This is a genomic window from Sphingopyxis sp. P1IMeth2, from assembly GCF_900185685.1.
GTDB lineage: Bacteria > Pseudomonadota > Alphaproteobacteria > Sphingomonadales > Sphingomonadaceae > Sphingopyxis > Sphingopyxis terrae_A.
The window spans coordinates 247294-269382 of the sequence record NZ_FYAT01000001.1 but is presented as its reverse complement, the minus strand read 5'-3'; the positions used below and the strand labels follow the sequence as shown (position 1 = coordinate 269382).

Sequence of the window (22089 nt, the reverse complement as noted above, 5' to 3'; positions counted from 1 at the left end):
GACGGATCAGGCGACGCGGCGGCTGAATTCGCTCGCGGCGGTTTCCAGTGCCTGCAGCCGCTCGCCCATCTTGGAAAATTCCTGGCTGAGCACGCTGATTTCGCTGGCGACGGTGCCCGAATCGTTGCGGATGCTGGCGATGGTCGACGACATGCTGTCGGCGGCGAGCGCGGTTTCGTCGACGGCGGCGGTGATCGAGGTGACCGTCTGCGCCTGCGCGTCCATCGCATCGCGAATTCGCTGCGCCGACTGCTGCACCTCGATGATCGTCTGCTGGATCGACTGGTTGGCCGCGACCGACCCGCGCGTTGCCTGCTGGATCGCGGTGATCTTGCCCGCAATATCGTCGGTCGCGCGCGCGGTTTCGTTGGCGAGGCTCTTCACTTCCTGCGCGACGACGGCAAAGCCGCGGCCCGATTCGCCCGCGCGCGCCGCCTCGATCGTCGCGTTGAGCGCGAGGAGGTTGGTCTGGCCCGCAATTTCGCGGATCAGGCCCAGAATGGATTCGATCGATTCGGCGTGACGCGACAGCGCGTCGGACATGGCCACCGCTTCGCCCGCCTGTTCGGAGGCGCGCGTCGCGACGCTGGCCGATGCTTCGACTTCGGTGCGGGCATCCTCGATCGCGCGGATCAGCCCGGCGGCGGTCGATGCGGCTTCGCGCATCGCCATCGCCGATTGCTCGGACGCCGCGGCGACTTCGCTCGTCTTGGCGATCATGCCGCGCGCGGCATGATCGGCCGATGTGGCCTGTTTGGCGAGCTGCTGGCGCACCCCGTCGCTGTCCTGGACCAGCGAGGCGATCGAGCGGTCGAAATCGCTCGCCAGCGCCTGTCGCTCCTGCGAGATCGCTGCCCGGTCGAGCTTTTCGGCATAGGCGAGCATGATGTCCATTTCGAGCAGCGCGAGACGGTTGATCGCCGCGGTCAGGCGCGTCTGGCGCGCCGTGTCGCCGGCGCACGCCTCGATCACATAATGGATGGCCAGCTTGTGGCTTTCGCCGATGCACGACAGCACGGTCGCGATCGGCAGGCCGACGCGCAGCGCCATATGGGTGTTCTGGCACGCGATGGTCGCGGCCTCCTGCCCCCCGGCGTCGGCATATTTGGTCTGCATGTGCCGCGCGCTGCCGCGAATATAGGATTCAAGCAGTTCACCCTCGATCTTGCGGGTGACGATGGGCAGCGCGTTGAAGGCATCCCAATAGGCGGTCGCCAGCTGCGTCTCCAGCCCCGACAGGATCATGTGCACTTCGGCCCCGTCGGCGGCGAGCCGGCCGTCGAGGTCATAGGTCGGGAAGCGATCGGCCATCAGAACGGGCTCGATTTGCTGCTTATGAATCGGATTTTCCTTCACCATGATCCTGTTCCCTTGCCGACCCCGGGACGCGCAGGTCTGTCGCCCGCCATCATCCCAAACTGCGTCTGCCGGATATGGAAGGAAATTGGTAAATTCACCGTTAACCAGCGCGGCCGGTTTCGCTCGGTTCAGCGGCGCTCCGTGGGTTGGACAGGATAGCCTTCGAAGCCCTTTATGGTGCGCAGGGCAAAGGCGCTGTGCATCGCGGCGACACCCGGAAGGCGCGACAGGCAGTGGCGGTGCAGCCGGTCGAAATCGGCGACATTGCGCGCAGCGACGCGCAGCCGATAGTCGGACGCGCCTGACAGCAATTGGCACTCGAGGATTTCGTCGAAGCTTTTGACCGCGCTTTCGAAAGCGGTGAGCGCCTCTTCGCTCTGCGAGGTCAGGCTGATGTCGACGAACACGTCGAGACCGAGGCCTATCGTGTCAGGGGCGATGCGCGCGGCATAGCCGGTGATGATCCCCGCCGCCTCCATCGCGCGGATGCGGCGATGGCAGGCGGAGGCCGAAAGTCCGACCCGTTCGCCCAGTTCAGCGACGGGTTTCGGCCCCTCGCGCTGCAACAGGTTGAGCAGCTTTGCATCGATTCGATCGATCATGTCGCGTGTTCATCCAGAATGACGCAAAAATATTGCGTGTTTATCGTTATGCGAACGATAGTTTGCAAGCAAATCCCGCCGATACGCTGTTATGTTTGCCCGAAGGCTTCGGATAGGCGAAAATGCGCGCGTCCGTTCCGGCAAATCGGAGAGACAGCATGATCATCGGCACCCCCAAGGAAATCAAGAATCACGAATATCGCGTCGGCCTGACGCCCGAGAGCGCCCGCGAACTGGTGGCACATGGTCACCGCGTCCTCGTCCAGACCGGCGCGGGCGAGGGCATCGGCGCTCACGACCGCTTCTATGTCGAGGCGGGCGCCGAGATCGTCGACAGCGCCGAAGAAATTTTCGCGACCTGCGAAATGGTCGTGAAGGTCAAGGAGCCGCAGGCGGTCGAGCGCGCGATGCTGCGCGAAGGCCAGATTCTCTATACCTATCTTCACCTTGCGCCCGATCCCGAGCAGACGCGCGATCTGATGAAATCGGGCGCGGTGTGCATCGCCTATGAAACCGTGACCAGCCCGCATGGCGGCCTGCCGCTCCTGAAGCCCATGAGCCAGGTCGCGGGGCGCATGTCGATCCAGGCCGGCGCGACCGCGCTTGAAAAGGCGCATGGCGGCCGCGGCGTGCTGCTCGGCGGCGTGCCGGGCGTGGCGCCGGGCAAAATCTGCGTGATCGGCGGCGGCGTCGTCGGCTTCAACGCGGCGCAGATGGCGGCGGGGCTGGGCGCCGACGTCACGATCCTCGATCGCGATCCCGAAGTGCTCGAACGCGTCGGCACCTTTTTCGAAGCGCGCGCGAAGACCCGCTTTTCGAACCGCGCGAACCTTGCCGAATGCGTCGCCGAGGCCGATCTGGTCATCGGCGCGGTGCTGATCCCCGGCGCCGAAGCGCCGAAGCTCGTCACGCGCGACATGCTGAAGACAATGCGCCCCGGATCGGTCCTCGTCGACGTCGCGATCGACCAGGGCGGCTGTTTCGAGACGAGCCATGCGACGACGCACGCCGATCCGACCTATGTCGTCGACGGCATCGTCCATTATGCGGTCGCCAACATGCCCGGCGCCGTCGCGCGCACGAGCACCTATGCGCTCAACAATGTCACCCTGCCGCACGCGCTGCGCATCGCCGACCTCGGCTGGAAAGAAGCGCTGCGCCGCGATATGCATCTTTCGCAGGGCCTGAACGTATGGAATGGTAAGGTGACGTTCGAAGCCGTAGCCGAAGCGGTGGGAACGGACTATGTGCCTGTCGAGCAGGCACTCGCCTGACGCCAGACCATAGGATCAAGAGAGACGATGACCGACCAAGTGCCGCCTCCCCCGCAAGACGAAGAAGAAAATGAAGTGCTGCGCGCCGCGCGCGAGCAGCAGGCCCAGAAGGAAGCCGCCGAGGCGACCGAGGCGGCCGACCGGGAGGCGGCGAAAGGCGGCCGCAAGATCGGCTGGAAGACGGCGGCGGGGATCGGCGTCGGTTCGGCCGCAGTGCTTGCGGCGCTGCTCTACGCGAACCGCGACAAGATCAAATAAGGCGCGTCGGCCCCGGACGATCCTTCGATCCCGGGGCCGGCTGCCTGCGATTTCTTGCCTCCATCGCCCCCTAAGCAATTGCATATCGTGCGCGCGGCGCTAAACCGGCGCCCATCGACCGACTAGAGTCACGGAATGGGGCTGATATGGCTGGCAAAGAACCGAGCGGGCGTCCGCTCTCGCCGCACCTCCAGGTGTATAAATGGGGGCCGCACATGGCGGTCTCGATCTTTCACCGCGTCAGCGGTGACGGGCTGGCCATCGTCGGTGCGCTGATGTTCCTCGGCTGGCTCGGCGCGATAGCGGCGGGCCCCGAGGCCTATGCGGCCTTCGTCGCCTGCGTCTGGCACGACCCTGCGGGCGGCGGCGTGCATCAGGTCACCAATATTCTGGGCAAGATCGTGCTCGTCGGTCTGACCTGGGCCTTTTTCCAGCATCTGTTTTCGGGGCTGCGCCACTTCGTCCTCGATACCGGCGCGGGTTATGAACTCAAGGCCAACAAGCTCTGGTCGACCGTCGTGATCGTGGGCGCGATCCTCGCGACCGCCGCGACCTGGCTCTATATCGCCAAGGAGGCGCTCAATGGGTAACGGAACGCCTCTCGGCCGGGTTCGCGGACTTGGCGCTTCGCACCACGGTACCGGCCACTGGCTGCAGCAGCGGCTGACCGCGCTCGGCAATGTGCTGCTCGTCACCTGGTTCGTCGTCTCGCTGCTCCGCTTGCCGCTCGGCGACCATGCCGCGCTGATGCAGTGGGCGTCGAAGCCGATGGTCGCCTTTGCGCTGATCCTGCTCGTGGTCAGCGTCTTCTGGCACCTGCGCCTCGGGCTGCAGGTGCTGATCGAGGATTATGTGCACGGCGAAGCGACGCGCCTGCTGTCGATCGTCCTGTTGAATTTCTATGCGTTCGGCGGCGCGGCCTATGGCATTTTCGCGATCGTGCGCATCGCGCTGGCGCCCGCCGCGCTCGGCCCGGGGGGCATGTGATATGACCGAAGCCTACAAGATCATCGACCACACCTATGACACCGTCGTCGTCGGCGCCGGCGGTTCGGGCCTGCGCGCCACGATGGGCAGCGCCGAGGCCGGCCTGCGCACCGCCTGCATCACCAAGGTGTTCCCGACGCGCAGCCACACCGTTGCGGCGCAGGGCGGCATTGCCGCCAGCCTCGGCAACAACAGCCCCGACCATTGGCAGTGGCATATGTACGACACCGTCAAGGGCTCCGACTGGCTGGGCGACCAGGACGCGATCGAATATATGGTGCGCGAGGCGCCCGCCGCGGTCTACGAACTCGAACATGCCGGCGTGCCCTTTTCGCGCAACGCCAATGGCACCATCTATCAGCGCCCGTTCGGCGGCCATATGCAGAATATGGGTGAAGGCCCGCCGGTGCAGCGCACCTGCGCCGCCGCCGACCGCACCGGTCACGCGATGCTCCACGCGCTCTATCAGCAGAGCCTGAAGTATGACGCGGACTTCTTCATCGAATATTTCGCGCTCGACCTGATCATGGAAGACGGCGTGTGCCGCGGCGTGATCGCGCTGTGCATGGAAGACGGCAGCATCCACCGCTTCCGCAGCCAGGCGGTCGTGCTCGCGACCGGCGGCTATGGCCGCTGCTATTTCACCGCCACCTCGGCGCATACCTGCACCGGCGACGGCGGCGGGATGGTGCTGCGCGCGGGCCTGCCGCTCCAGGACATGGAGTTCGTCCAGTTCCACCCGACCGGCATCTACGGTGCGGGCGTCCTCATCACCGAGGGCGCGCGCGGCGAGGGCGGCTATCTCACCAACTCCGAGGGCGAGCGCTTCATGGAACGCTATGCCCCCTCGGCGAAGGATCTGGCGTCGCGCGACGTCGTGTCGCGTTCGATGGCGCTCGAAATCCGCGAAGGCCGCGGCGTCGGTCCGCACAAGGACCATATCTTCCTGCACCTCGATCATATCGATCCCGCGGTGCTGGCGGAGCGTCTGCCGGGCATCACCGAAAGCGGCAAGATTTTCGCGGGCGTCGACCTGACGCGCCAGCCGCTGCCGGTCGTGCCGACGGTCCATTACAATATGGGCGGCATTCCCTGTAACTATCATGGCGAAGTCGTGACGCTGAAGGACGGCAACCCCGATGCGGTCGTCCCCGGCCTGTTCGCGGTCGGCGAGGCGGCGTGCGTTTCGGTCCATGGCGCGAACCGCCTTGGCTCGAACAGCCTGATCGACCTGGTCGTCTTCGGACGCGCGACGGGGCACCGGCTCAAGGAAATCGTCGCACCCGGCGCCGCGCAGCCGGCGCTGCCCAAGGACAGCGCCGACCTCGCGCTTGGCCGCCTCGACCATTTCCGCAACGCGAGCGGCGGTTCGCCGACCGCCGAAATCCGCACCGAGATGCAGCGCGCGATGTCGCAGCATGCGGCGGTTTTCCGCACCGACGAGCTGATGGCCGAGGGCAAGGACAAGCTTGCCAAGACCTATGAGCGCATGACCGACGTCCATGTCGCCGACCGCAGCCTGATCTGGAACACCGACCTCGTCGAAACGCTCGAGCTCGACAATCTGATCGCGCAGGCGACGGTGACGATGCATTCGGCGTTCAACCGCAAGGAAAGCCGCGGCGCCCACGCGCACGAGGATTTCCCGAACCGCGACGATGCGAACTGGATGAAGCACACGATCAGCTGGTTCGACGGCTGGGGCGGCAAGGACGGCAAGGTGACGCTCGATTACCGCCCGGTCCACGAATATACGCTGACCGACGATGCCGAATATATCAAGCCGAAGGCGCGCGTTTACTGAGGACGCGTTTGTGACCGGGCGCCTTCGGGTGCCCGGATCGGCCGCTCCGCCTATTTGCCCAGAATATTGTCGATCGGATTGAGGTCGGAAAAGGGCCTGTCGACCTGCAGGCCCATCAGCCACAATTTGTAGCAGGCAACCGCGAAGAACATCAGCGCGATCGTCCACACGATGATCGTCTTGATGATGCGCCAGCGCTTTTCTTCATAGGCGGCGCGCGCGCGCGCCTTGTGATCGATGCCGAGTTCGCCCTCGAACTCGGCAATCAACTGCGCACGGCGAGTCCGCGAAATATTCGCAAGGCTCATCGCCTGCCCATCACTGGCCGAACGGGGGTCCGCCATCGTTGATCCCTGAATCCCAATAGTCCTGCATTGAACGATAGGGGGGAGCCCCTGATAAATGGTTAAGCGGGGCCTTGCTTTGCGATCAGTCGAGCGCGACCGCGACCAGTTTTATCCGCGCCGTTGCGCCGCGCAGCAGCGTCAGATCGCGGCGTGGCCGGCCGAGCGCGGCCGCGAGCAGGCGCAGCACCGCCTCGTTGGCGGCGCCGTCGGCGGGCGGGGCGGTGACGCGCAGCAAAACGGCGCCGGCCTCGATCCGTACCTCGTCGCGCCCCGCGCCAGGCGTCACGCGCACCTCGATCCGGCCGGTCGGCCGCGCCAGTGCGTCGAGCGCCTCGGTCAGCGCGGGATCGGGGCGATATTTCAGATGGTCACGACCAGCTTGCCGACGGCGCTGCGGTCGCCCAGCTTGGCGATCGCCTTGCCGCCATCGGCCAGCGCGAAGCGTTCGGTGACGCGCGGGCTGATCTTGCCCTGTTCCCAAAGCTGGAACAGGCGTGCGATATTGGCGCGGTTGCGCTGCGGCTCGCGGGCGGCGAAGGCTCCCCAGAAGACACCGGCGACGTCGCAGCTCTTGAGCAGGGTCAGGTTGAGCGGCAGGCGCGGAATGCCCGCGGGGAAGCCGACAACGAGGTAGCGTCCTTCCCATGCGATCGAGCGCAGCGCCGGTTCGCAATAATCGCCGCCGACCGCATCGTAGATCACATTGGCGCCGTCGCCGCCGACCGCCGCCTTGAACGTGTTGGCGAGCGCCTTCGAGGCCTCCTTGTCGAACGGCTGATAGCCATAGACGACGACTTCGTCGGCGCCGGCCTGACGTGCGATGTCGGCCTTTGCCTCGCTCGATACGCCGGCGACGACGCGCGCGCCGAATGCCTTGCCCAGTTCGACCGCGGCAATGCCGACTCCGCCCGAGGCGCCAAGGACGAGCAGCGTATCGCCTTCCTCGATATGGCCGCGATCGACCAGCGCATGAATGCTGGTGCCATAGGTCATCAGGAGCGCCGCGCCTTCGGCAAAGTCGCGCCCTTCGGGCAGCGGATAGCTATTGGCGGCATTGACCAGCGCCGCCTCGGCCATGCCGCCGTTGCCGCACGCCGCAATCACCCGGTCGCCGACCTTGAAATCGGTCACGCCTTCGCCGACCTCGGCCACGATGCCCGCGACCTCGCCGCCCGGGGCGAAGGGGCGCTGCGGCTTGAACTGATATTTATCCTCGATGATGAGCACGTCGGGGAAGTTGACCGCGCAGGCCTTCACATCGACGACCATCTGCCCTTTGCCGGGGGTGGGGCGCGCAACCTCGCCCAGTTCGAGCGTTTCGGGGCCGCCGGTCGCGGTCGACAGAAGAGCCTTCATCATCGTCTCCTTTTCCTGTTTCGTTGGTTATTCGGTGAGCGCGGGCTGCAGCCAGGGCCGCTCGGCCGCCAGTTTTGCCTCATAAGCGTCGATCGCCCCGCCGCTCTTTTCGGTGAGCGAGATCTCGTCGAGACCGCCGAGCAGGCACATCTTGCGGAACGGGTCGATTTTGAAGGTGAAGCGATCCTGAAAGGGCGTCGTCACCGTCTGCGTGTCGAGGTCGACGTGAATCGGATCGGTTGCCGCGACCTCGATCAGCCGGTCGACCGCCGCCTGCGGCAGCACCACGGGCAAGATGCCGTTCTTGACGGCATTGCCCGAGAAGATGTCGGAATAGCTGGGCGCGATGACGACGCGGATGCCAAGGTCGCCGAGCGCCCAGGCGGCATGTTCGCGGCTCGACCCGCAGCCGAAATTGTCGCCCGCGATCAGGATCGGAGCGCCCTTGTTCTCGGGGCGGTCGAACAGATTGTCGGGATCGGCGCGCAGGCTTTCGAACGCGCCGCGGCCCATGCCTTCGCGGCTCGTGGTCTTGAGCCAGTGCGCGGGAATGATGACGTCGGTATCGACATTCTTGAGCCCGAGCGGAATCGCGCGGCCTTCGACCTTTTCCAGTGGGGTCATGCCATCAACTCCCGCACGTCGGTGAGCTTGCCGGTCACCGCCGCCGCCGCCGCCATGGCGGGGCTCACAAGATGCGTGCGGCTGCCCGGACCCTGGCGGCCGACGAAATTGCGGTTGCTCGTCGATGCGCAGCGTTCGCCTGCGGGCACTTTGTCGGGGTTCATCGCAAGGCACGCCGAACAGCCCGGCTCGCGCCACTCGAGCCCTGCGTCGATGAAGATGCGGTCGAGCCCTTCGGCTTCGGCCTGCGCCTTTACCAGGCCCGATCCCGGAACGACGATCGCCCAGCGGACATTGTCGGCCTTTTTGCGGCCCTTGATGACCGCAGCGGCAGCGCGCATGTCCTCGATCCGGCTGTTGGTGCAACTGCCGATGAAGATGTTCTCGATCGCGACATCCTGCATCCGCGTGCCGGGTTCGAGGCCCATATAGGCAAGCGATTTGGCGGCGGCGGCCTGTTTCGACGGGTCGGCAAAGCTCGCAGGATCGGGAACGAAGCCGGTGATCGGCACCACGTCCTCGGGGCTGGTTCCCCAGGTAACGCTCGGTGCAATGTCGGCAGCGTCAATGACGACGGTCTTGTCATAGCTGGCGCCTGGATCGGTCGCGAGGCTGCGCCAATAGGCGACCGCAGCCTCCCAGTCGGCCCCCTTCGGCGCGTAGGGGCGGCCCTTCAGATAAGCGAAGGTGACATCGTCGGGTGCGATCAGGCCAGCGCGGGCGCCGCCCTCGATTGCCATGTTACTCACAGTCAGACGGCCCTCGATGCTGAGGCCGCGAATCGCGCTGCCGGTATATTCGATGACGTGGCCGGTGCCGCCAGCAGCGCCGATCACGCCGGTGATGTGAAGGATGATGTCCTTCGCGCTGACGCCGGGCCCCACATCACCCTCGACGCGCACTTCCATCGTCTTTGCGGGCTGAAGCAGCAATGTCTGCGTCGCCAGCACATGCTCGACCTCGCTCGTTCCGATGCCGAAGGCGAGCGCGCCGATGCCGCCGTGACAGGCGGTGTGGCTGTCGCCGCAGACGATCGTCGTGCCGGGCAGCGAGAAGCCCTGTTCGGGGCCGACGACATGGACGATACCCTGCTCGGGCGCCACCGCGTCGATGTAGCGGATGCCATATTCGGGTGCGTTCTTTTCGAGCGCCGCCAATTGCGCCGCGCTTTCGGGGTCGGCGATCGGCAGCCGATTGCCCGCCGCATCGCGCCGCGCCGTCGTCGGCAGATTATGATCGGGAACCGCCAGCGTCAGGTCGGGACGGCGCACCGTACGGCCGCTCGCGCGAAGCCCGGCGAAGGCTTGCGGACTGGTGACTTCATGGACGAGGTGGCGGTCGATGAAGATCAGGCAGGTACCGTCGGGGCGCTGTTCGACGACGTGCGCGTCCCAGATTTTCTCATAAAGCGTGCGGGGCCGAGTCATGCGGGTTCACTTACGCTGCCCACACAACTTTGCAAGCGAGTGGCGATCAAAAACGCAATTTTCGGTCGCCGATACCCATAGCGGGGAATGAGGAGATGATGGCGCGGCTGCCTTAACCGGCCTATACTCTCCCCCATGTCGACGCTCGCCATCATCGCCCTTGTCCTTGCCACCGTCATCGCGATGGAGGGCGTCGCCTGGGCAAGCCACAAATATATCATGCACGGCTTCGGCTGGGGTTGGCACCGCGACCATCACGAACCGCACGGGCGTCGGCTGGAGAAGAACGACCTGTTCGCCATCGTCGGGGCCGCGATGAGCATTTCGATGTTCGCGATCGGCAGCCCGATGATCTTCGGTGCGGCGGCGTGGGAACCAGGAACGTGGATCGGCCTCGGTATCCTTTGCTATGGCATCATCTACACGCTGGTGCATGACGGGCTGGTCCATCAGCGCTATTTCCGCTGGGTACCGCGGCGCGGCTATGCCAAGCGGCTGGTGCAGGCGCACAAGCTGCACCATGCGACGATCGGCAAGGAAGGCGGGGTCAGCTTCGGCTTCGTCTTCGCGCGCGACCCGGCCAGGCTGAAGGCCGAATTGAAGGCGCAGCGCGAAGCGGGCATCGCCGTTGTGCGCGAGGCGCTGGCAGACTGAACTTCGTCATTGCGAGGAGCCGAAGCGACCAAGCAACTTCCAGCTGGCGGCGTTAAATTCCGATCGCTGGAGATTGCTTCCCCTGGCTTTCGCCAGGGTCGCAATGACGAAGGAGGAGGGCTCAGGCCGTCCGGTAATCCGCCGTAATCACCCCGGCTGCGGCCAGCTCGGCTTCGTGGCTTTCTTCGCGCCACTCTTCGGCGAGCGCCTGTCGCTCCCATTCGCGCATGGCGGGGTGCGCCAGCATATGGTCGACCCACGCCTGTCCCGCGCCGACGTCGAGGCCGTAAGTGCGGATGCGAAAGGCGACCGGTGCGAAAAAGGCGTCGGCGGCCGAGAAGTCGGCGCCGGCGAGCCATGGGCCGCCGAACTTCGTCAAACCTTCCTCGAACAGCTCGCGGATGCGCGCGACATTGGCGGTGAGGGCGTCCGACATCGGCTTGGGCGTCACGCGGACGCCGACGTTCATCGTGCAATCGTTGCGAAGCGCGGCAAAGCCGCTGTGCATTTCCGCCACCGCGCATTGCGCCCAGGCGCGTGCGTCGGGATCGTCGGGCCAGACGCCATTGTGCCGGTCGGCGAGATAAAGCGTAATGCCGAGCGAGTCGTAGACGGTGCGCCCCTCGTGGAGCAGCGCCGGAACCTGACCAGTCGGCGAAAAGCTGCGGAAGGCGTCGTAATTGACGGGTTTGGCGAAAGGCTCGACGCGATCCTCGAAGCCGATGCCGAGCCCTTTCATCAGCATCCACGGGCGCAGCGACCAGCTCGAATAATTGCGGTTGGCGGTGATCAGCACATACATGCGTGGTGGCTCCTCACCCATTGCTGTCGTCGGCGCTCGGCGCAGTCGCGACGGGCGCGCGCTTGACCTTGGGCAGTTCGCTGAGGTCGAGCCAGGCCGGATCGGCGCGCTTGTGGTAGCTGTCGAGTGCGGCAAATGGGATGCGGAAGGGGAAGCCCCAGTCGCTGTTCCACAGCGCGACGACGCCGGTGCGCGTCGCGGGTTCGAAGATCATCGTGGCGCGATAACCCGACACCGCGCCCGAATGGCCCTGGAGGTGGAGCCCAGCATAGGTGAAGTTACGCCAGCCGAGGCCATAGGAGGCATCGCCGATCGCCTGCCGCAACGCGCCGCCATAGAGCCGCGCTGTGCCGACGCGCGGCTGGTGGGCGATTTGCAGCACATCCTTCGGCAGAACGTCGGGGCGATTACCCATCATCGCCTGCATCCAGGTCGCGAAATCGACGATATCGCTTTCGACGCCGGCGGCGGCGGGGACGCGCCAATAGGCTTCCTTGACCGGCTGGACGTGGCGCCCGCGGTGCGGCCGTGCCCAATCCTTCGCGCCCGTTAGCCGCTCTGCGCCATAGCCGGCGCTGACCATTCCGAGCGGCAGGAAAAAGCGGTCCTCGACGGCATCGCCGAAGGATTTGTCCGCCGCGGCGCCCAGAATCTCGCTCGCCGTGTCGAAGGCGACATTCTGATAGGTGTGGCAGGTGCCGGGCTCGCATTGCAGCGGCGCGCCGGCGAGGCTGGTGCGCAGGAGCGCCGGGCTCTGCCCTTCCTCCAGCTTTTCGTCATAGGCATTTTTGGTGAGGCCGGTGCGCTGGGCGAGCAGTTCGGCCAGCGTCACATGCGATTCGGCGCCGCCGGGGAGGCGCAGCGAACTGTGCCAGCTTGCGACCGGCCGGTCGAGGTTCACCGCGCCATCCTTGCTCAGCGCCGCCGCCAGTGCGCCGGTCGCGGTCTTGGACACCGACGCCCAGCGGAACAGCGTATGCGGCGTCACCGGCGCGCCGCTATCGGCGTCGGCGACGCCGTAGGTGCGTACGAAGCTCAGCTTGCCGTCCTCGACAACCGCCACCGCCAGCCCTGCCATTTCGGGGCGGGCGGCGAGATCGGTCAATTGCCGGTCGAGCGCGCGATAGTCGATCCGCCCGCGCCATTTGTCGGGCGTGTCGGGCAGATTTTCAGGAGCGGCGAAGGGGATCGGCACGCTTGCCAGCGGCTGGCTGCCGCCCAGCGCCTGAACCCCGAACCAGCCGGCGAAAACGAGCGCGCCGGCCGCAATCAATATCATCAAAGCACGCAGCATGGACTCTCGATCAGACGGCGACCTCATATTTGGCCGTCGTCTTAGCTGCGACTTCGTCCGCCGTCACCCCCGGTGCGAGCTCGATCAGCCGGAACGGGCTGTCATGATCGTCGCGTTTGAACACCGCGAGGTCGGTGATGATCATGTCGACGACATTCTTGCCGGTCAGCGGCAGGGTGCAGGCGGGGATGAATTTGGGGCTGCCGTCCTTGGCATTATGTTCCATTACGACGATGATCTTCTTGACGCCGGCGACCAGATCCATCGCGCCGCCCATGCCCTTGATCATCTTGCCGGGGATCATCCAGTTGGCGATGTCGCCATTTTCGGCGACTTCCATCGCGCCCAGCACAGTGAGGTCGATATGCCCGCCGCGGATCATCGCGAAGCTTTCCGCCGAGCTGAAATAGACCGACTGCGGCAGTTCGCTGATCGTCTGCTTCCCCGCATTGATGAGGTCGGCGTCTTCCTCGCCCTCGATCGGGAAAGGACCGATGCCAAGCATGCCGTTTTCCGACTGCAGCGTCACGTCCATCCCGTCGGGGATGTGGTTGGCGACCAGCGTCGGGATGCCGATGCCCAGATTGACGTAAAAGCCGTCCTGTAATTCCTTCGCGGCGCGCGCCGCCATATCATCACGCGTCCAGGCCATGTCAGTTCGGCTCCCATTGTTTGTCGGAGGGGAAGATGTCGGCAAAGCCGCCGCGGATCGACGGGCCATAGACGGGGTTGGAGAAGAGGAACCAGCCATGGCCCCACAGCCCCGCGACCGGTCCGCTCGTCGCCATCGTCCTGCGGTCGGCGACCGACAGACCGCGCGCGTTGAACGCCTGCGCGAAATCGCCAAGCTGGTCGCCGCCCATCGCGATCACGCACCAGCGCGAGGCGATCAGCGCCCGGCGTCCGTCCTTGCTCGCGCCGTCGGGCGTGTCGCCCATCAGGAACAGCGTCTCACCATGCTTGAAATCGCCGAGGCCCGCGGCGCGCAGCGTATCCTCGCTGCCCTTGGGATTGGCGGCGCTGCGGTTGGTGTTGACGATGATCGTCACCCCCGCACCGCGCATGATCGCCAGCGCGTCGATGACGCCGGGCATCGCCACCGCCTTGCCGGCGCCGGTCTTTTCCCACTGGTCCCAGACGGCAGGATCGAAATCCTTCCCCTGCTCGGCAAAGTAGCGCATCGCGCCCAGGTTCCAGATCAGCGTCTCGTCGGCGTCGAACACCGCCGCGAGCGGCTTGTCCCCGCAATCGTCGAACTTCGGCGCGACAGGCGTCGATCCTTCGGCGAGCACGACCTGGCGGCGCGGCGCCGCCGAAATCGCGGCCATGCGGACATAATCGGCCATGGTGCGATAGACCTGTGCCGAGGCGATCGCGCCCTCCGCCGAACCATAGAGCCATTGCTGTCCCGCCGGCGGCGAGGTCGGCGTCGGCTTTTCACCGACCTGCGAGGCGATCACCTCCGCGCTGGGCGCCGCGGGCGCCGTCGTTGTCGCGGTCTGGGCGCAGCCGGCGAGCAGCAGGCCGGCCGAAAGGGCAAGCGCGCGCATCATGCGGCTTCCCGCGGGCGTACGGTGCGGAATTCGATCTTCTTGTCATAGGGCGCGCCGACGATCAGGCGCTTCACATAGATGCCGGGCAAATGGATGCAATCGGGATCGAGGCTGCCGACGGGGACGATCTCCTCGACCTCGGCAACGCAGATCTTGGCCGCGGTCGCCATCGGCTGGTTGAAGTTGCGCGCGGTCTTGCGGAAGATCAGATTGCCGCTTTCGTCGGCCTTCCAGCCTTTGACGATCGCGAGGTCGGCAAAGATGCCGCGTTCGAGGATATAATCCTGCCCGTCGAAATTCTTGACCTCCTTGCCCTCGGCCACCGCGGTGCCGACGCCGGTCTTGGTATAGAAGCCGGGGATGCCCGCGCCGCCCGCGCGGCAGCGTTCGGCGAGTGTGCCCTGCGGACAGAACTCGACTTCGAGCTCGCCGGCCAGATACTGCCGCTCGAACTCCTTGTTCTCGCCGACATAAGAGGAGATCATCTTCTTGACCTGCCGCGTACGCAGCAGTTTGCCGAGCCCTTCGCCGTCGATGCCGGCATTGTTGCTGGCGATGGTGAGATCCTTTGTCCCGGCGTCGCGGATCGCGTCGATCAGCCGTTCGGGAATGCCGCACAGGCCGAAGCCGCCCGCGCAGATTTGCATGCCGTCGAAGAGCAGCCCTTCGAGCGCGGATGCTGCATCGGGATATTGCTTGTTCGCCATGACGGGACTTCCTTCCTCTGATCGGCTCGCGGATCGGCCCACTGATCGGCGGCGACCTTGGCGCAAATAAATCATCAATTCTAATTGTTCTATTTTTCGATTATCCATAACCGATGTCGATCAATCGCATCTCCATCTATCATCTCGAAACCTTGCTGTGGATCGACCGGCTCGGCACCTTCTCGGCGGCTGCCGAACGGCTCAACACGACGCAGCCCGCGGTGTCGGCGCGGATGCGCGAGCTGGAGCAGCGCCTGGGTTCGACGCTGTTCCGCCGCGACGGGCGCACCATGTCGCTGACCCCGGCGGGACGTAAACTCGTCAATGACTGCACCCCGCTGCTGCGCGACATGCAGCTCGCGCTGCTCGGCAGCGGCGGCTTCAATGAGGCGAGCGGCGTGGTGCGGATCGGCGCGGGCGAGATCGCGGCCGCAAGCTGCCTGCCGCCCTTCGTTGCGGCGCTGAAAGCCGACATGCCCAATGTAGCGCTCGAGATCGAGATCGACCTGACCGCGAATCTGATCCAGCAACTGCTGACCGGCCGCACCGACCTTGCCTTCGCGGCAGGGCCGATCGCGCATCCGGCGCTTCGGACCAGCCCGATCGGTGAGGTTGCGCTGCTCTGGCTCGCCAATCCCGCGGTCGCGGCGCTGTTCGAGCGCGGAACGGGCGAACAGCAGGTGCCCGTCTGGTCGCTCGCCAGCCCTTCGCCGATCCACGGCCGGATGCGCGAGGCGATCGCGGCGTCGCGGATCGCGCAGAAATCGCTGAACCTGTGCAACAACGCTCGGATGATGATCGACATCGCACGCGCCGGCGGCGGTGTCGGCATCTTTCCCGAACCGATGGTGCGCGCCGAGGTTGCCGCAGGCACGCTCGTCGAACTGGCGGGGCTGCCCGCGCTCGCGCCGGTCGAATTCCGCGTCGCGATGCGCGTGTCCGATACCGAACCGGTGCTGACGCGCATCTTCGATCAGGCCGCGGGGCTCAGCCTGACCGCGGGATAGCGCGGCACGCGAAGATTCGCCGCTTTTGACCCCGGTCAATGAACGATAGGTTCGCGCGGCGCATTATTCTGATGTTCACTGGATAAAGGAGGCCCCCAATGCGCTCAATTCTGGTTCACGCCGACAGCGATGCCGCGTCCGAAGGACGTTTGCAGGTCGCGCTTGATTGCGCCCGCCGTTTCGAAGGCCATGTCAGCCTGCTCATCGCGACGCCGCTGCGCGAATTCGTCAGCTTCGATCCGTTCGGCGGCACCTATTTCGCCGCCGAGGCGCTGGCGAAGGCGCAGGCCGACGATCTGGCGCTCGAAAGCCGGCTTGCCGACCGGCTGGCGAAGGAAGATGTGCCGTGGGACATCGAAATGGCCGACGGTGAAATCGTCAGCGCCTTGTCGGGCGCCGCGACGCTCGCCGATCTGGCGATCGTCAGCCTGCCCAAGGCGAAGGGGGATTTCCGCAGCGGCCCGCCGATGCTCGCGGGCGATCTGGCGCTGACCGCGTCGGTTCCGGTTCTGGCGCTGCCGCAGGACAGCAAGGGGCTCGATTTCGACAAGCCGGCGCTGATCGCGTGGAACGGCAGCCCCGAAGCCGCCCATGCGGTGCGCGCCGCGGTTCCTTTCCTGAAGAACCGCCCGGTCGTGATCGTCACGATAGGCGGCGACGAGGGCGATTTCGCGGCCGAAGATGCGGCGCGCTATCTCTCACGGCACGGCATCCACGCCGAACTGCGCGCGATCGAGCGCGGTGTCGAAACCCCCGAGGAACGGATCGAAAAGGAAGCCGGCGCGCTTGATGCAGGTCTGATCGTGATGGGCGCCTTCGGTCGCAGCCGGCTGCGCGAGACGATCTTCGGCGGCGCCACGCAATATCTGGTGACGGGCGGCCGCTATCCGCTGCTGCTCGCGCACTAGGCCGGAAACACAGGCCTGGACGACGGCGAACGACCGAAGCCTGCCACATCCACCCGCGTCATCCCGGATCAAGTCCGGGATGACGCGGGCCAACGTCCCCTTCTGGACCCTCAGGGTAGCGGCACGCCCAGTGCGGCGGACAGGTCGGCTAGCGCCTGTTCGCCGCTCGTCACCTTGATCGCGTGCATGCCGAGCCCCGCGGCGGGTTTGCAGTTGATGCCAAGGTCGTCGAGGTAGATGCAGGCGGCGGGCTCGACGCCCAGTGCCGCGCACATCATCTGATAGATGCGCGGGTCGGGTTTGCGCACGCCGACCTTCGACGATTCGATGACATGGTCGAAGCGCGCCATGATCGCCGCGACTTCGGCCGCCATCGCCTCGCTGCGCGCCATGCCGGCGCCCTTGCCCGACGGCACATTGTTGGTGATGCATCCGATCGTGAAGCCGCCGGCCTTCAACGTGTCGAGCGCCGCAACCATTTGCGGGCGCACCGCGCCGGCGAGGACCGCCAGAACCGCTTCACCTTCGAGGTCGTGGCCCAGCGCGCGCGCTTCTTCGGCGAACAATGTGTCGAAGGTCGCGGCGTCGATCTCGGCGCGCTCGAACAGCGCCCAGGCATTGGTGTCGGGGTTGCGCGCATTCACCCCGCGCACGAAATCGCGCGGTAGCCCGCGTTCGGCTTCCAGCCGGTTGAAGGCTTCGAAAGGCGAGGCGGTGATGACGCCGCCGAAGTCGAAGATCACATGCGTATATTGAGCCATGCCGACGGCCATGCCGCGCGCTATCGTCCAAGATCAAGCGAATTTGACCGCATCTTTCGGGACGCCACGCCCCTGCCGCTACGGCAAGGCGCGGCGCTGTTCATTCACCGGAGGATTTATGCTGCTCGAAGGAAAGACCGTCATCATCACCGGCGCCAGTTCGGGAATCGGGCGCGCCGCCGCGCGGCTGTTTGCGCGTCACGGCGCGCGGCTCGTGCTCGGCGGACGCGACCGGGCGCGGCTTGATGCCGTGGTCGCCGAAATTGCCGCCGATAACGGAACGGCGCGCGCGGTCGCGGGCGACGTTGCCGATGCGGCGACGCACGAGGCGCTGGTTGCCGCCTGCGCGCCGTGGGGCGGGCTCGACATAGCCTTCAACAACGCGGGTACGGTCGGCGCGCTCGCCCCGCTCGCCGATCAGGCGCCGGGCAATTGGGACGCGGTGATCGCGGCCAATCTGACCGCCGCCTTTCTGGGCGCCCGCGCGCAGATTCCGTCGATGCTGGCGCGCGGCAAGGGCGCCCTGATCTTTACCTCAAGCTTTGTCGGCAACAGCGTCGGCCTGCCGGGCATGGCCTGTTACGGCGCTGCCAAGGCGGGGCTGCTCGGGCTCGTGCGCGGTATCACCGCCGATTATGGCGCGGCGGGCATTCGCGCCAATGCGCTGATCCCGGGCGGGACCGATACGGCGATGGCGGGCGATGCCAAGTCGAAGGCATGGGCCGCCGGCCTGCACGCAATGAAGCGCATCGCCGAGCCCGACGAGATCGCGCAGGCGGCGCTGTTTCTGGCGAGCGATATGGCGAGCTTCGTTTCGGGATCGGCGCTGTGGGCCGAAGGCGGCAACGCCGCGGTCAAGCTCTGAGCGGGAGGGGGACGCAGGAGGGGGCGCTGCGTCAGGGGATGACCAATATCCCCGCCGCGGGATCGGCGCGTCCCGACAGCATTTCGCGATAGGCATCGAGCGCCGCGGCGCTACCTTCGCGCCGGTCGATGCGCGCGATGCGCGGCGCAACCGCCATGAAGCCCAGCCATGCCTCGGCGATCCGCTGCCCGAAGCCCGCGGCGCCCCAGTCGCCGACGCGCTTCTGGCTGCGGCCGGGGGCGAAGAAGCCCTGCCGTTCGGGGCCGGCCAAGGCCGCAGCGTCGGCCTCGGCGTCCCAGTGCGATTTGCCGACGATGATCGATACCTTCAGCGCATCGCCGAAATGTCCGTGCACCGCGCGGGTGACCGCGCCATTGCCCGCCATGTCGACAAAGGCCGACGGCACCGCAGCGTCGAGCATAGCGATATCGTCATAGGCGATCACACGGTCGTAGATGCCCTGCGCGGCCAGCGCCGCGACATTGGCCTTGCTCGTCAGTCCGATGCTGACGGGGCGGGGCCCCGCACGCTGGGCGAGCGCGAAGCCGAGGCCGATCGCGGTCTTGCTCGACGCGCTGGCGATCAGGATCTGGTCGGCGCCATAATCGCCTTCATCCTCGAACTGGTCGGCGATCAGCCAGCCGGTGAGGAAGAGCGGACGGAAGATCGGCCAATAATCATGATGATCGGCGCGATAGTCGGGCAAAGCCTCGATCCGCTGATATTGATTGTAAATGGGGGGCAGGGTGGTGCGCCGCGGCGTGATGTCGGTGAAGCCGCTGGCGCCGATCTTGCCCGCGCTGAGCACCGCATGACTTGCCATCGGATAATAGCCGTAAAAGCGATCGCCGGGCGCGATGCCCTCGGCGGCGCTCTCGATCACGGTGGCGAACCCCCAGACAGGCAGGCGGGCGGGCGCATCGCGCTCGGCGAAAAAGTCCCAATAACCCTGGTCGTTGCCGAACAGTCCCGCAGGCTTGCCGAAGACGGCGTAGGTTATGTTGTTCGCCGTCATCGCATAGCTGTCGACGCGCACACGAACCTCGCCGGCGCGCAGCGGCGCATGATCTGCCCGTGCAAGTGCCGCCTTCGAAATCGTGTCGCGATCGATGTCGATGGTCCAGGCCGTATCGTTCATACTTCTCTCTCCCGTCAGCCCAGCGGCGCTTCGAACAGCGATCCGATCGCGATGGTCAGCGCCATGGCGAAGGCGCCCCAGAAGGTAACGCGCAGCACGGGGCGCAGCATCGGCGCATTGCCCGCCCACGCGCCGAGCGCGCCGAGGATTGCGAGGAAAACGAGCGACGCGCCGGACACCGTCCATGGCAGCGACGATCCCGTATCGAGGAAAACCACCAGCAGAGGCAACGCCGCGCCCGCAGTGAAGCTGGCGGCCGATGCGACGGCGGCCTGCACCGGACGCGCCTTCATATGGTGGGTCAGCCCCAGTTCGTCGCGCAAATGGCTGTCGAGCGCATTGTGTGCGGTAAGCTGCGCGGCGACCTGTTCGGCGAGCGGACGGTCGAGCCCGCGCTCCTGATAGATTTGGGTCAGCTCCTCCAGCTCGAATTCAGGGTCGGTGGCGAGTTCGTGCCGTTCCTTTGCAATGTCGGCCTTTTCGGCGTCGCCCTGCGAACTGACCGAGACATATTCGCCCGCCGCCATCGACATCGCGCCAGCGACCAGCCCGGCGGTGCCGGTGAGGAGGATGGAGGGTTGCGCCGCGCCCGCCGCCGCGACCCCCGCGATCAGGCTCGCGGTCGAGACGATGCCGTCGTTGGCGCCCAGGATTGCGGCGCGCAGCCATCCGATCCGCGCGACGGCGTGGGTTTCGCGGTGAGTATCGCGGCGCATATCTTCCCCTTTTCCGACCGGCGGCCGATCAATATTGCAGCATCAGTCCCGGCCGGTTCCAGCGCGTCTTTACCAGCCGCCCGGTGCCCGACAAGGTGATATAGGCATCCTGCATGTCGGCGCCGCCAAAGGCGATGTTGGTGGTGAAAATATCGTCGGTCGCGACGAACTCCACCAACTCTCCCGACGGCGACACGACGCTGATCCCGCATTCGCCGATGGTCGCGACGCAGATATTGCCGCTCGCCTCCATCGCCAGGCTGTCGAAGAATTTATAGCCGGCGGGGCGATAGAGCGGGATGCCGGGGCCGCCGGGACCGGCGTCGGGGGCGACCTTGCCGGGCGCGGTGATGTTGAACTTCATCAGGCGGCAGGTGTAGGTCTCGGCGGCGTAGAGCGCCTTGCCGTCGGGTGAGAGGCCGACGCCGTTCGGATTGTTCGACGGAAAGATCACTTCCTCGATAAAACTGCCGTCGGCCTTGGCATAGAAGATGCCGACGATGTCGTGACATCGCTTTTCATAATCGACCTTGCCATGATCGGTGAACCAGAAGCCGCCGTGGCTGTCGAACATGATGTCGTTGGGGCCGCGCAGCACGACGCCGTTGTCGCCCGATTTGTAGAGGATTTCGACCGCGCCCGTTTCGATATCGATGCGTTCGATGCGGCCGCCCGAATAATCCTTCGCGATGCCGTGCGGCGCCAGATAGCCGTTCGATTCGGTATATTCGAAGCCGCCGTTGTTGCAGCAGTAAAGCTTGCCGTCGGGACCGATCGCCAGACCGTTGGGGCCGCCGCCGGGCGCCGCGACCACCACCTTGCGGCCGCCGGGCCAGCAGCGCGTGATGCGGCCGGCCTCGATCTCGGTCACGATGACGCTGCCGTCGTCCATCACCACCGGCGCTTCAGGAAAGCGCAATCCGTCGGCGATCAGTTCAAACTCGGCCATTCTCGTCTCCCTTGCTCTCATGCCCTTGCTGTGCTTTGCGCGCATCATGCCCGTTCGCACGCTCTTCGCCACAAATTTTTACGAGGCCGACATTGCCGCGCCCGACCTATTGCAAGAGCTGGAGGAAAGCTGCCGGCTGTTCGCTCGCGAGGATGGCGCGGGCAAGGCGTGGAGCCGCGCGCACGGCTATCGCGGCTACACCAGCTACGCCAGCCTTGACGACCTGCCCGACCGCGACCCCGCCTTTCACGACCTCAAGCGCCTGCTCGACAAGCATGTGAAGGCCTTTGCCAAGGCGTGTCACTTTGATCTCGCCAAGCCGCTCAAGCTCGACAGCCTGTGGGTCAATGTCCTCAAACCCGGCGGCACGCACAGCGGGCATATCCACCCGCACAGCATCGTATCGGGTACCTTCTATGTCGCCGTTCCGCCCGGATCGGGCGCGCTGAAGCTCGAAGATCCGCGACTCGCGATGCTGATGGCGGCGCCGGGGCGGAGCGAGGATGCGCCCGAGAGCCAGCAGCCCTTCATCTATGCCGAGCCCGCGGCGGGGCGCATTTTTCTGTGGGAAAGCTGGCTGCGGCACGAAGTGATGCCGAACGCCGGCAAGGACGAACGGATCAGCATCAGCTTTAACTATCGCTGATCGCTCCTATATGGGCGCCATCTGATGACCCTCCATTTCCCGTTCGATGCG

The 22089-nt window shown here is 65.8% G+C and carries 26 protein-coding genes; 10 read left to right on the top strand and 16 right to left on the bottom strand.

Going from position 1 to position 22089, the window contains the following annotated elements:
* Nucleotides 1-6: 6 nt before the first annotated feature.
* A complete protein-coding gene (locus tag P1IM2_RS01255) occupies nt 7-1359 on the bottom strand; it encodes a methyl-accepting chemotaxis protein (RefSeq protein WP_062901054.1) in 1353 nt (450 codons plus the stop codon).
* Nucleotides 1360-1487: 128 nt separating this feature from the next.
* Nucleotides 1488-1961: an Lrp/AsnC family transcriptional regulator gene (locus P1IM2_RS01250; protein ID WP_003042965.1), complete on the bottom strand. Its 474-nt coding sequence runs from the start codon at nt 1959-1961 to the stop codon at nt 1488-1490.
* Between the two features lie 158 nt (nt 1962-2119).
* Between P1IM2_RS01250 and ald the strand changes: the two genes are divergently transcribed.
* The 5 genes from ald (at nt 2120) to sdhA (ending at nt 6284) form a co-directional block, all read left to right on the top strand.
* On the top strand, nt 2120-3235 hold the full coding sequence (gene ald / locus P1IM2_RS01245; protein ID WP_058811169.1) for an alanine dehydrogenase: 1116 nt from the start codon (nt 2120-2122) through the stop codon (nt 3233-3235).
* A 27-nt stretch (nt 3236-3262) separates the two neighbouring features.
* Complete coding sequence (locus P1IM2_RS01240; protein WP_186401180.1) at nt 3263-3493, top strand: hypothetical protein; 231 nt, start codon at nt 3263-3265, stop codon at nt 3491-3493.
* Between the two features lie 146 nt (nt 3494-3639).
* Nucleotides 3640-4083 carry a succinate dehydrogenase, cytochrome b556 subunit gene (gene sdhC, locus P1IM2_RS01235; RefSeq protein ID WP_062901051.1) on the top strand — a complete coding sequence of 148 codons (444 nt, stop codon included), beginning with the start codon at nt 3640-3642 and terminating at the stop codon, nt 4081-4083.
* On the top strand, nt 4076-4480 hold the full coding sequence (gene sdhD, locus P1IM2_RS01230; protein ID WP_003042951.1) for a succinate dehydrogenase, hydrophobic membrane anchor protein: 405 nt from the start codon (nt 4076-4078) through the stop codon (nt 4478-4480). Before sdhC ends, sdhD begins: the two co-directional genes overlap by 8 nt.
* A gap of 1 nt (nt 4481) precedes the next feature.
* Nucleotides 4482-6284, top strand: a complete 1803-nt coding sequence (gene sdhA / locus P1IM2_RS01225; protein ID WP_186401179.1) for a succinate dehydrogenase flavoprotein subunit — start codon at nt 4482-4484, stop codon at nt 6282-6284.
* Nucleotides 6285-6334: 50 nt separating this feature from the next.
* Here sdhA and P1IM2_RS01220 read toward each other — a convergent pair whose 3' ends face one another.
* The 5 genes from P1IM2_RS01220 to leuC form a co-directional block, all read right to left on the bottom strand.
* Entirely contained in the window at nt 6335-6628 is a 294-nt protein-coding gene (locus P1IM2_RS01220) for a hypothetical protein (RefSeq protein ID WP_234181134.1), read from the bottom strand.
* A gap of 85 nt (nt 6629-6713) precedes the next feature.
* Nucleotides 6714-6923 (bottom strand): DUF167 domain-containing protein, encoded by a 210-nt coding sequence (locus tag P1IM2_RS01215; RefSeq protein ID WP_313906776.1) that lies wholly within the window; start codon nt 6921-6923, stop codon nt 6714-6716.
* Nucleotides 6924-6991: 68 nt separating this feature from the next.
* Nucleotides 6992-7987, bottom strand: a complete 996-nt coding sequence (locus P1IM2_RS01210; protein WP_062903020.1) for an NADPH:quinone oxidoreductase family protein — start codon at nt 7985-7987, stop codon at nt 6992-6994.
* 27 nt (nt 7988-8014) lie between these two features.
* Complete coding sequence (gene leuD / locus P1IM2_RS01205; protein WP_186401178.1) at nt 8015-8611, bottom strand: 3-isopropylmalate dehydratase small subunit; 597 nt, start codon at nt 8609-8611, stop codon at nt 8015-8017.
* A complete protein-coding gene (leuC, locus tag P1IM2_RS01200) occupies nt 8608-10038 on the bottom strand; it encodes a 3-isopropylmalate dehydratase large subunit (protein ID WP_186401177.1) in 1431 nt (476 codons plus the stop codon). The genes leuD and leuC overlap by 4 nt, the downstream gene beginning before the upstream one ends.
* A 135-nt stretch (nt 10039-10173) precedes the next feature.
* Here leuC and P1IM2_RS01195 point away from each other — a divergent pair, with 135 nt between their 5' ends.
* Nucleotides 10174-10692 (top strand): sterol desaturase family protein, encoded by a 519-nt coding sequence (locus tag P1IM2_RS01195; protein ID WP_003042932.1) that lies wholly within the window; start codon nt 10174-10176, stop codon nt 10690-10692.
* A gap of 121 nt (nt 10693-10813) precedes the next feature.
* Here P1IM2_RS01195 and P1IM2_RS01190 read toward each other — a convergent pair whose 3' ends face one another.
* Genes P1IM2_RS01190 through P1IM2_RS01170 form a run of 5 tightly spaced genes read right to left on the bottom strand, consistent with a single transcriptional unit; the run spans nt 10814 to nt 15048 of the window.
* Entirely contained in the window at nt 10814-11494 is a 681-nt protein-coding gene (locus P1IM2_RS01190; RefSeq protein WP_186401176.1) for a glutathione S-transferase family protein, read from the bottom strand.
* Between the two features lie 13 nt (nt 11495-11507).
* The gene (locus P1IM2_RS01185; RefSeq protein WP_186401175.1) at nt 11508-12788 is read right to left on the bottom strand and encodes a serine hydrolase domain-containing protein; all 1281 of its coding nucleotides are present in this window, start codon (nt 12786-12788) and stop codon (nt 11508-11510) included.
* A 10-nt stretch (nt 12789-12798) separates the two neighbouring features.
* Complete coding sequence (locus P1IM2_RS01180) at nt 12799-13440, bottom strand: CoA transferase subunit B (protein ID WP_003042921.1); 642 nt, start codon at nt 13438-13440, stop codon at nt 12799-12801.
* Nucleotide 13441: 1 nt separating this feature from the next.
* Nucleotides 13442-14341: an HAD family acid phosphatase gene (locus P1IM2_RS01175; RefSeq protein WP_186401174.1), complete on the bottom strand. Its 900-nt coding sequence runs from the start codon at nt 14339-14341 to the stop codon at nt 13442-13444.
* The gene (locus tag P1IM2_RS01170; RefSeq protein ID WP_186401173.1) at nt 14338-15048 is read right to left on the bottom strand and encodes a CoA transferase subunit A; all 711 of its coding nucleotides are present in this window, start codon (nt 15046-15048) and stop codon (nt 14338-14340) included. The genes P1IM2_RS01175 and P1IM2_RS01170 overlap by 4 nt, the downstream gene beginning before the upstream one ends.
* Nucleotides 15049-15161: 113 nt before the next feature.
* On the opposite strand from P1IM2_RS01170, the gene P1IM2_RS01165 reads away from it, so the two are divergent.
* Entirely contained in the window at nt 15162-16055 is an 894-nt protein-coding gene (locus P1IM2_RS01165) for a LysR family transcriptional regulator (protein WP_062901043.1), read from the top strand.
* Between the two features lie 98 nt (nt 16056-16153).
* Nucleotides 16154-16963 (top strand): universal stress protein, encoded by an 810-nt coding sequence (locus tag P1IM2_RS01160; RefSeq protein WP_186401172.1) that lies wholly within the window; start codon nt 16154-16156, stop codon nt 16961-16963.
* Nucleotides 16964-17073: 110 nt separating this feature from the next.
* On the opposite strand, the gene P1IM2_RS01155 is transcribed toward P1IM2_RS01160, so the two are convergent.
* The gene (locus tag P1IM2_RS01155) at nt 17074-17724 is read right to left on the bottom strand and encodes an HAD-IA family hydrolase (RefSeq protein ID WP_260833886.1); all 651 of its coding nucleotides are present in this window, start codon (nt 17722-17724) and stop codon (nt 17074-17076) included.
* 118 nt (nt 17725-17842) lie between these two features.
* Here P1IM2_RS01155 and P1IM2_RS01150 point away from each other — a divergent pair, with 118 nt between their 5' ends.
* On the top strand, nt 17843-18589 hold the full coding sequence (locus P1IM2_RS01150; RefSeq protein WP_186401170.1) for an SDR family oxidoreductase: 747 nt from the start codon (nt 17843-17845) through the stop codon (nt 18587-18589).
* 31 nt (nt 18590-18620) lie between these two features.
* Here P1IM2_RS01150 and P1IM2_RS01145 read toward each other — a convergent pair whose 3' ends face one another.
* The 3 genes from P1IM2_RS01145 to P1IM2_RS01135 are packed head-to-tail and all read right to left on the bottom strand — an operon-like array spanning nt 18621 to nt 21392.
* On the bottom strand, nt 18621-19727 hold the full coding sequence (locus tag P1IM2_RS01145; RefSeq protein ID WP_062901040.1) for a DUF2855 family protein: 1107 nt from the start codon (nt 19725-19727) through the stop codon (nt 18621-18623).
* A gap of 14 nt (nt 19728-19741) precedes the next feature.
* Nucleotides 19742-20443 (bottom strand): VIT family protein, encoded by a 702-nt coding sequence (locus tag P1IM2_RS01140; RefSeq protein WP_062901039.1) that lies wholly within the window; start codon nt 20441-20443, stop codon nt 19742-19744.
* Between the two features lie 28 nt (nt 20444-20471).
* Entirely contained in the window at nt 20472-21392 is a 921-nt protein-coding gene (locus P1IM2_RS01135) for an SMP-30/gluconolactonase/LRE family protein (protein ID WP_186401169.1), read from the bottom strand.
* Between the two features lie 46 nt (nt 21393-21438).
* Between P1IM2_RS01135 and P1IM2_RS01130 the strand changes: the two genes are divergently transcribed.
* Entirely contained in the window at nt 21439-22038 is a 600-nt protein-coding gene (locus P1IM2_RS01130) for a TIGR02466 family protein (RefSeq protein ID WP_186401168.1), read from the top strand.
* Nucleotides 22039-22089 lie beyond the last annotated feature (51 nt).

What these genes read in the sequence shown, in the direction of transcription:
- P1IM2_RS01255 (WP_062901054.1), bottom strand. Translation starts at nt 1,359, where the DNA reads ATGGTGAAGGAAAATCCGATTCATAAGCAGCAAATCGAGCCCGTTCTG.
- P1IM2_RS01250 (WP_003042965.1), bottom strand. Translation starts at nt 1,961, where the DNA reads ATGATCGATCGAATCGATGCAAAGCTGCTCAACCTGTTGCAGCGCGAG.
- ald (WP_058811169.1), top strand. Translation starts at nt 2,120, where the DNA reads ATGATCATCGGCACCCCCAAGGAAATCAAGAATCACGAATATCGCGTC.
- P1IM2_RS01240 (WP_186401180.1), top strand. Translation starts at nt 3,263, where the DNA reads ATGACCGACCAAGTGCCGCCTCCCCCGCAAGACGAAGAAGAAAATGAA.
- sdhC (WP_062901051.1), top strand. Translation starts at nt 3,640, where the DNA reads ATGGCTGGCAAAGAACCGAGCGGGCGTCCGCTCTCGCCGCACCTCCAG.
- sdhD (WP_003042951.1), top strand. Translation starts at nt 4,076, where the DNA reads ATGGGTAACGGAACGCCTCTCGGCCGGGTTCGCGGACTTGGCGCTTCG.
- sdhA (WP_186401179.1), top strand. Translation starts at nt 4,482, where the DNA reads ATGACCGAAGCCTACAAGATCATCGACCACACCTATGACACCGTCGTC.
- P1IM2_RS01220 (WP_234181134.1), bottom strand. Translation starts at nt 6,628, where the DNA reads ATGGCGGACCCCCGTTCGGCCAGTGATGGGCAGGCGATGAGCCTTGCG.
- P1IM2_RS01210 (WP_062903020.1), bottom strand. Translation starts at nt 7,987, where the DNA reads ATGAAGGCTCTTCTGTCGACCGCGACCGGCGGCCCCGAAACGCTCGAA.
- leuD (WP_186401178.1), bottom strand. Translation starts at nt 8,611, where the DNA reads ATGACCCCACTGGAAAAGGTCGAAGGCCGCGCGATTCCGCTCGGGCTC.
- leuC (WP_186401177.1), bottom strand. Translation starts at nt 10,038, where the DNA reads ATGACTCGGCCCCGCACGCTTTATGAGAAAATCTGGGACGCGCACGTC.
- P1IM2_RS01195 (WP_003042932.1), top strand. Translation starts at nt 10,174, where the DNA reads ATGTCGACGCTCGCCATCATCGCCCTTGTCCTTGCCACCGTCATCGCG.
- P1IM2_RS01190 (WP_186401176.1), bottom strand. Translation starts at nt 11,494, where the DNA reads ATGTATGTGCTGATCACCGCCAACCGCAATTATTCGAGCTGGTCGCTG.
- P1IM2_RS01185 (WP_186401175.1), bottom strand. Translation starts at nt 12,788, where the DNA reads ATGCTGCGTGCTTTGATGATATTGATTGCGGCCGGCGCGCTCGTTTTC.
- P1IM2_RS01180 (WP_003042921.1), bottom strand. Translation starts at nt 13,440, where the DNA reads ATGGCCTGGACGCGTGATGATATGGCGGCGCGCGCCGCGAAGGAATTA.
- P1IM2_RS01175 (WP_186401174.1), bottom strand. Translation starts at nt 14,341, where the DNA reads ATGATGCGCGCGCTTGCCCTTTCGGCCGGCCTGCTGCTCGCCGGCTGC.
- P1IM2_RS01170 (WP_186401173.1), bottom strand. Translation starts at nt 15,048, where the DNA reads ATGGCGAACAAGCAATATCCCGATGCAGCATCCGCGCTCGAAGGGCTG.
- P1IM2_RS01165 (WP_062901043.1), top strand. Translation starts at nt 15,162, where the DNA reads ATGTCGATCAATCGCATCTCCATCTATCATCTCGAAACCTTGCTGTGG.
- P1IM2_RS01160 (WP_186401172.1), top strand. Translation starts at nt 16,154, where the DNA reads ATGCGCTCAATTCTGGTTCACGCCGACAGCGATGCCGCGTCCGAAGGA.
- P1IM2_RS01155 (WP_260833886.1), bottom strand. Translation starts at nt 17,724, where the DNA reads ATGGCTCAATATACGCATGTGATCTTCGACTTCGGCGGCGTCATCACC.
- P1IM2_RS01150 (WP_186401170.1), top strand. Translation starts at nt 17,843, where the DNA reads ATGCTGCTCGAAGGAAAGACCGTCATCATCACCGGCGCCAGTTCGGGA.
- P1IM2_RS01145 (WP_062901040.1), bottom strand. Translation starts at nt 19,727, where the DNA reads ATGAACGATACGGCCTGGACCATCGACATCGATCGCGACACGATTTCG.
- P1IM2_RS01140 (WP_062901039.1), bottom strand. Translation starts at nt 20,443, where the DNA reads ATGCGCCGCGATACTCACCGCGAAACCCACGCCGTCGCGCGGATCGGA.
- P1IM2_RS01135 (WP_186401169.1), bottom strand. Translation starts at nt 21,392, where the DNA reads ATGGCCGAGTTTGAACTGATCGCCGACGGATTGCGCTTTCCTGAAGCG.
- P1IM2_RS01130 (WP_186401168.1), top strand. Translation starts at nt 21,439, where the DNA reads ATGCCCGTTCGCACGCTCTTCGCCACAAATTTTTACGAGGCCGACATT.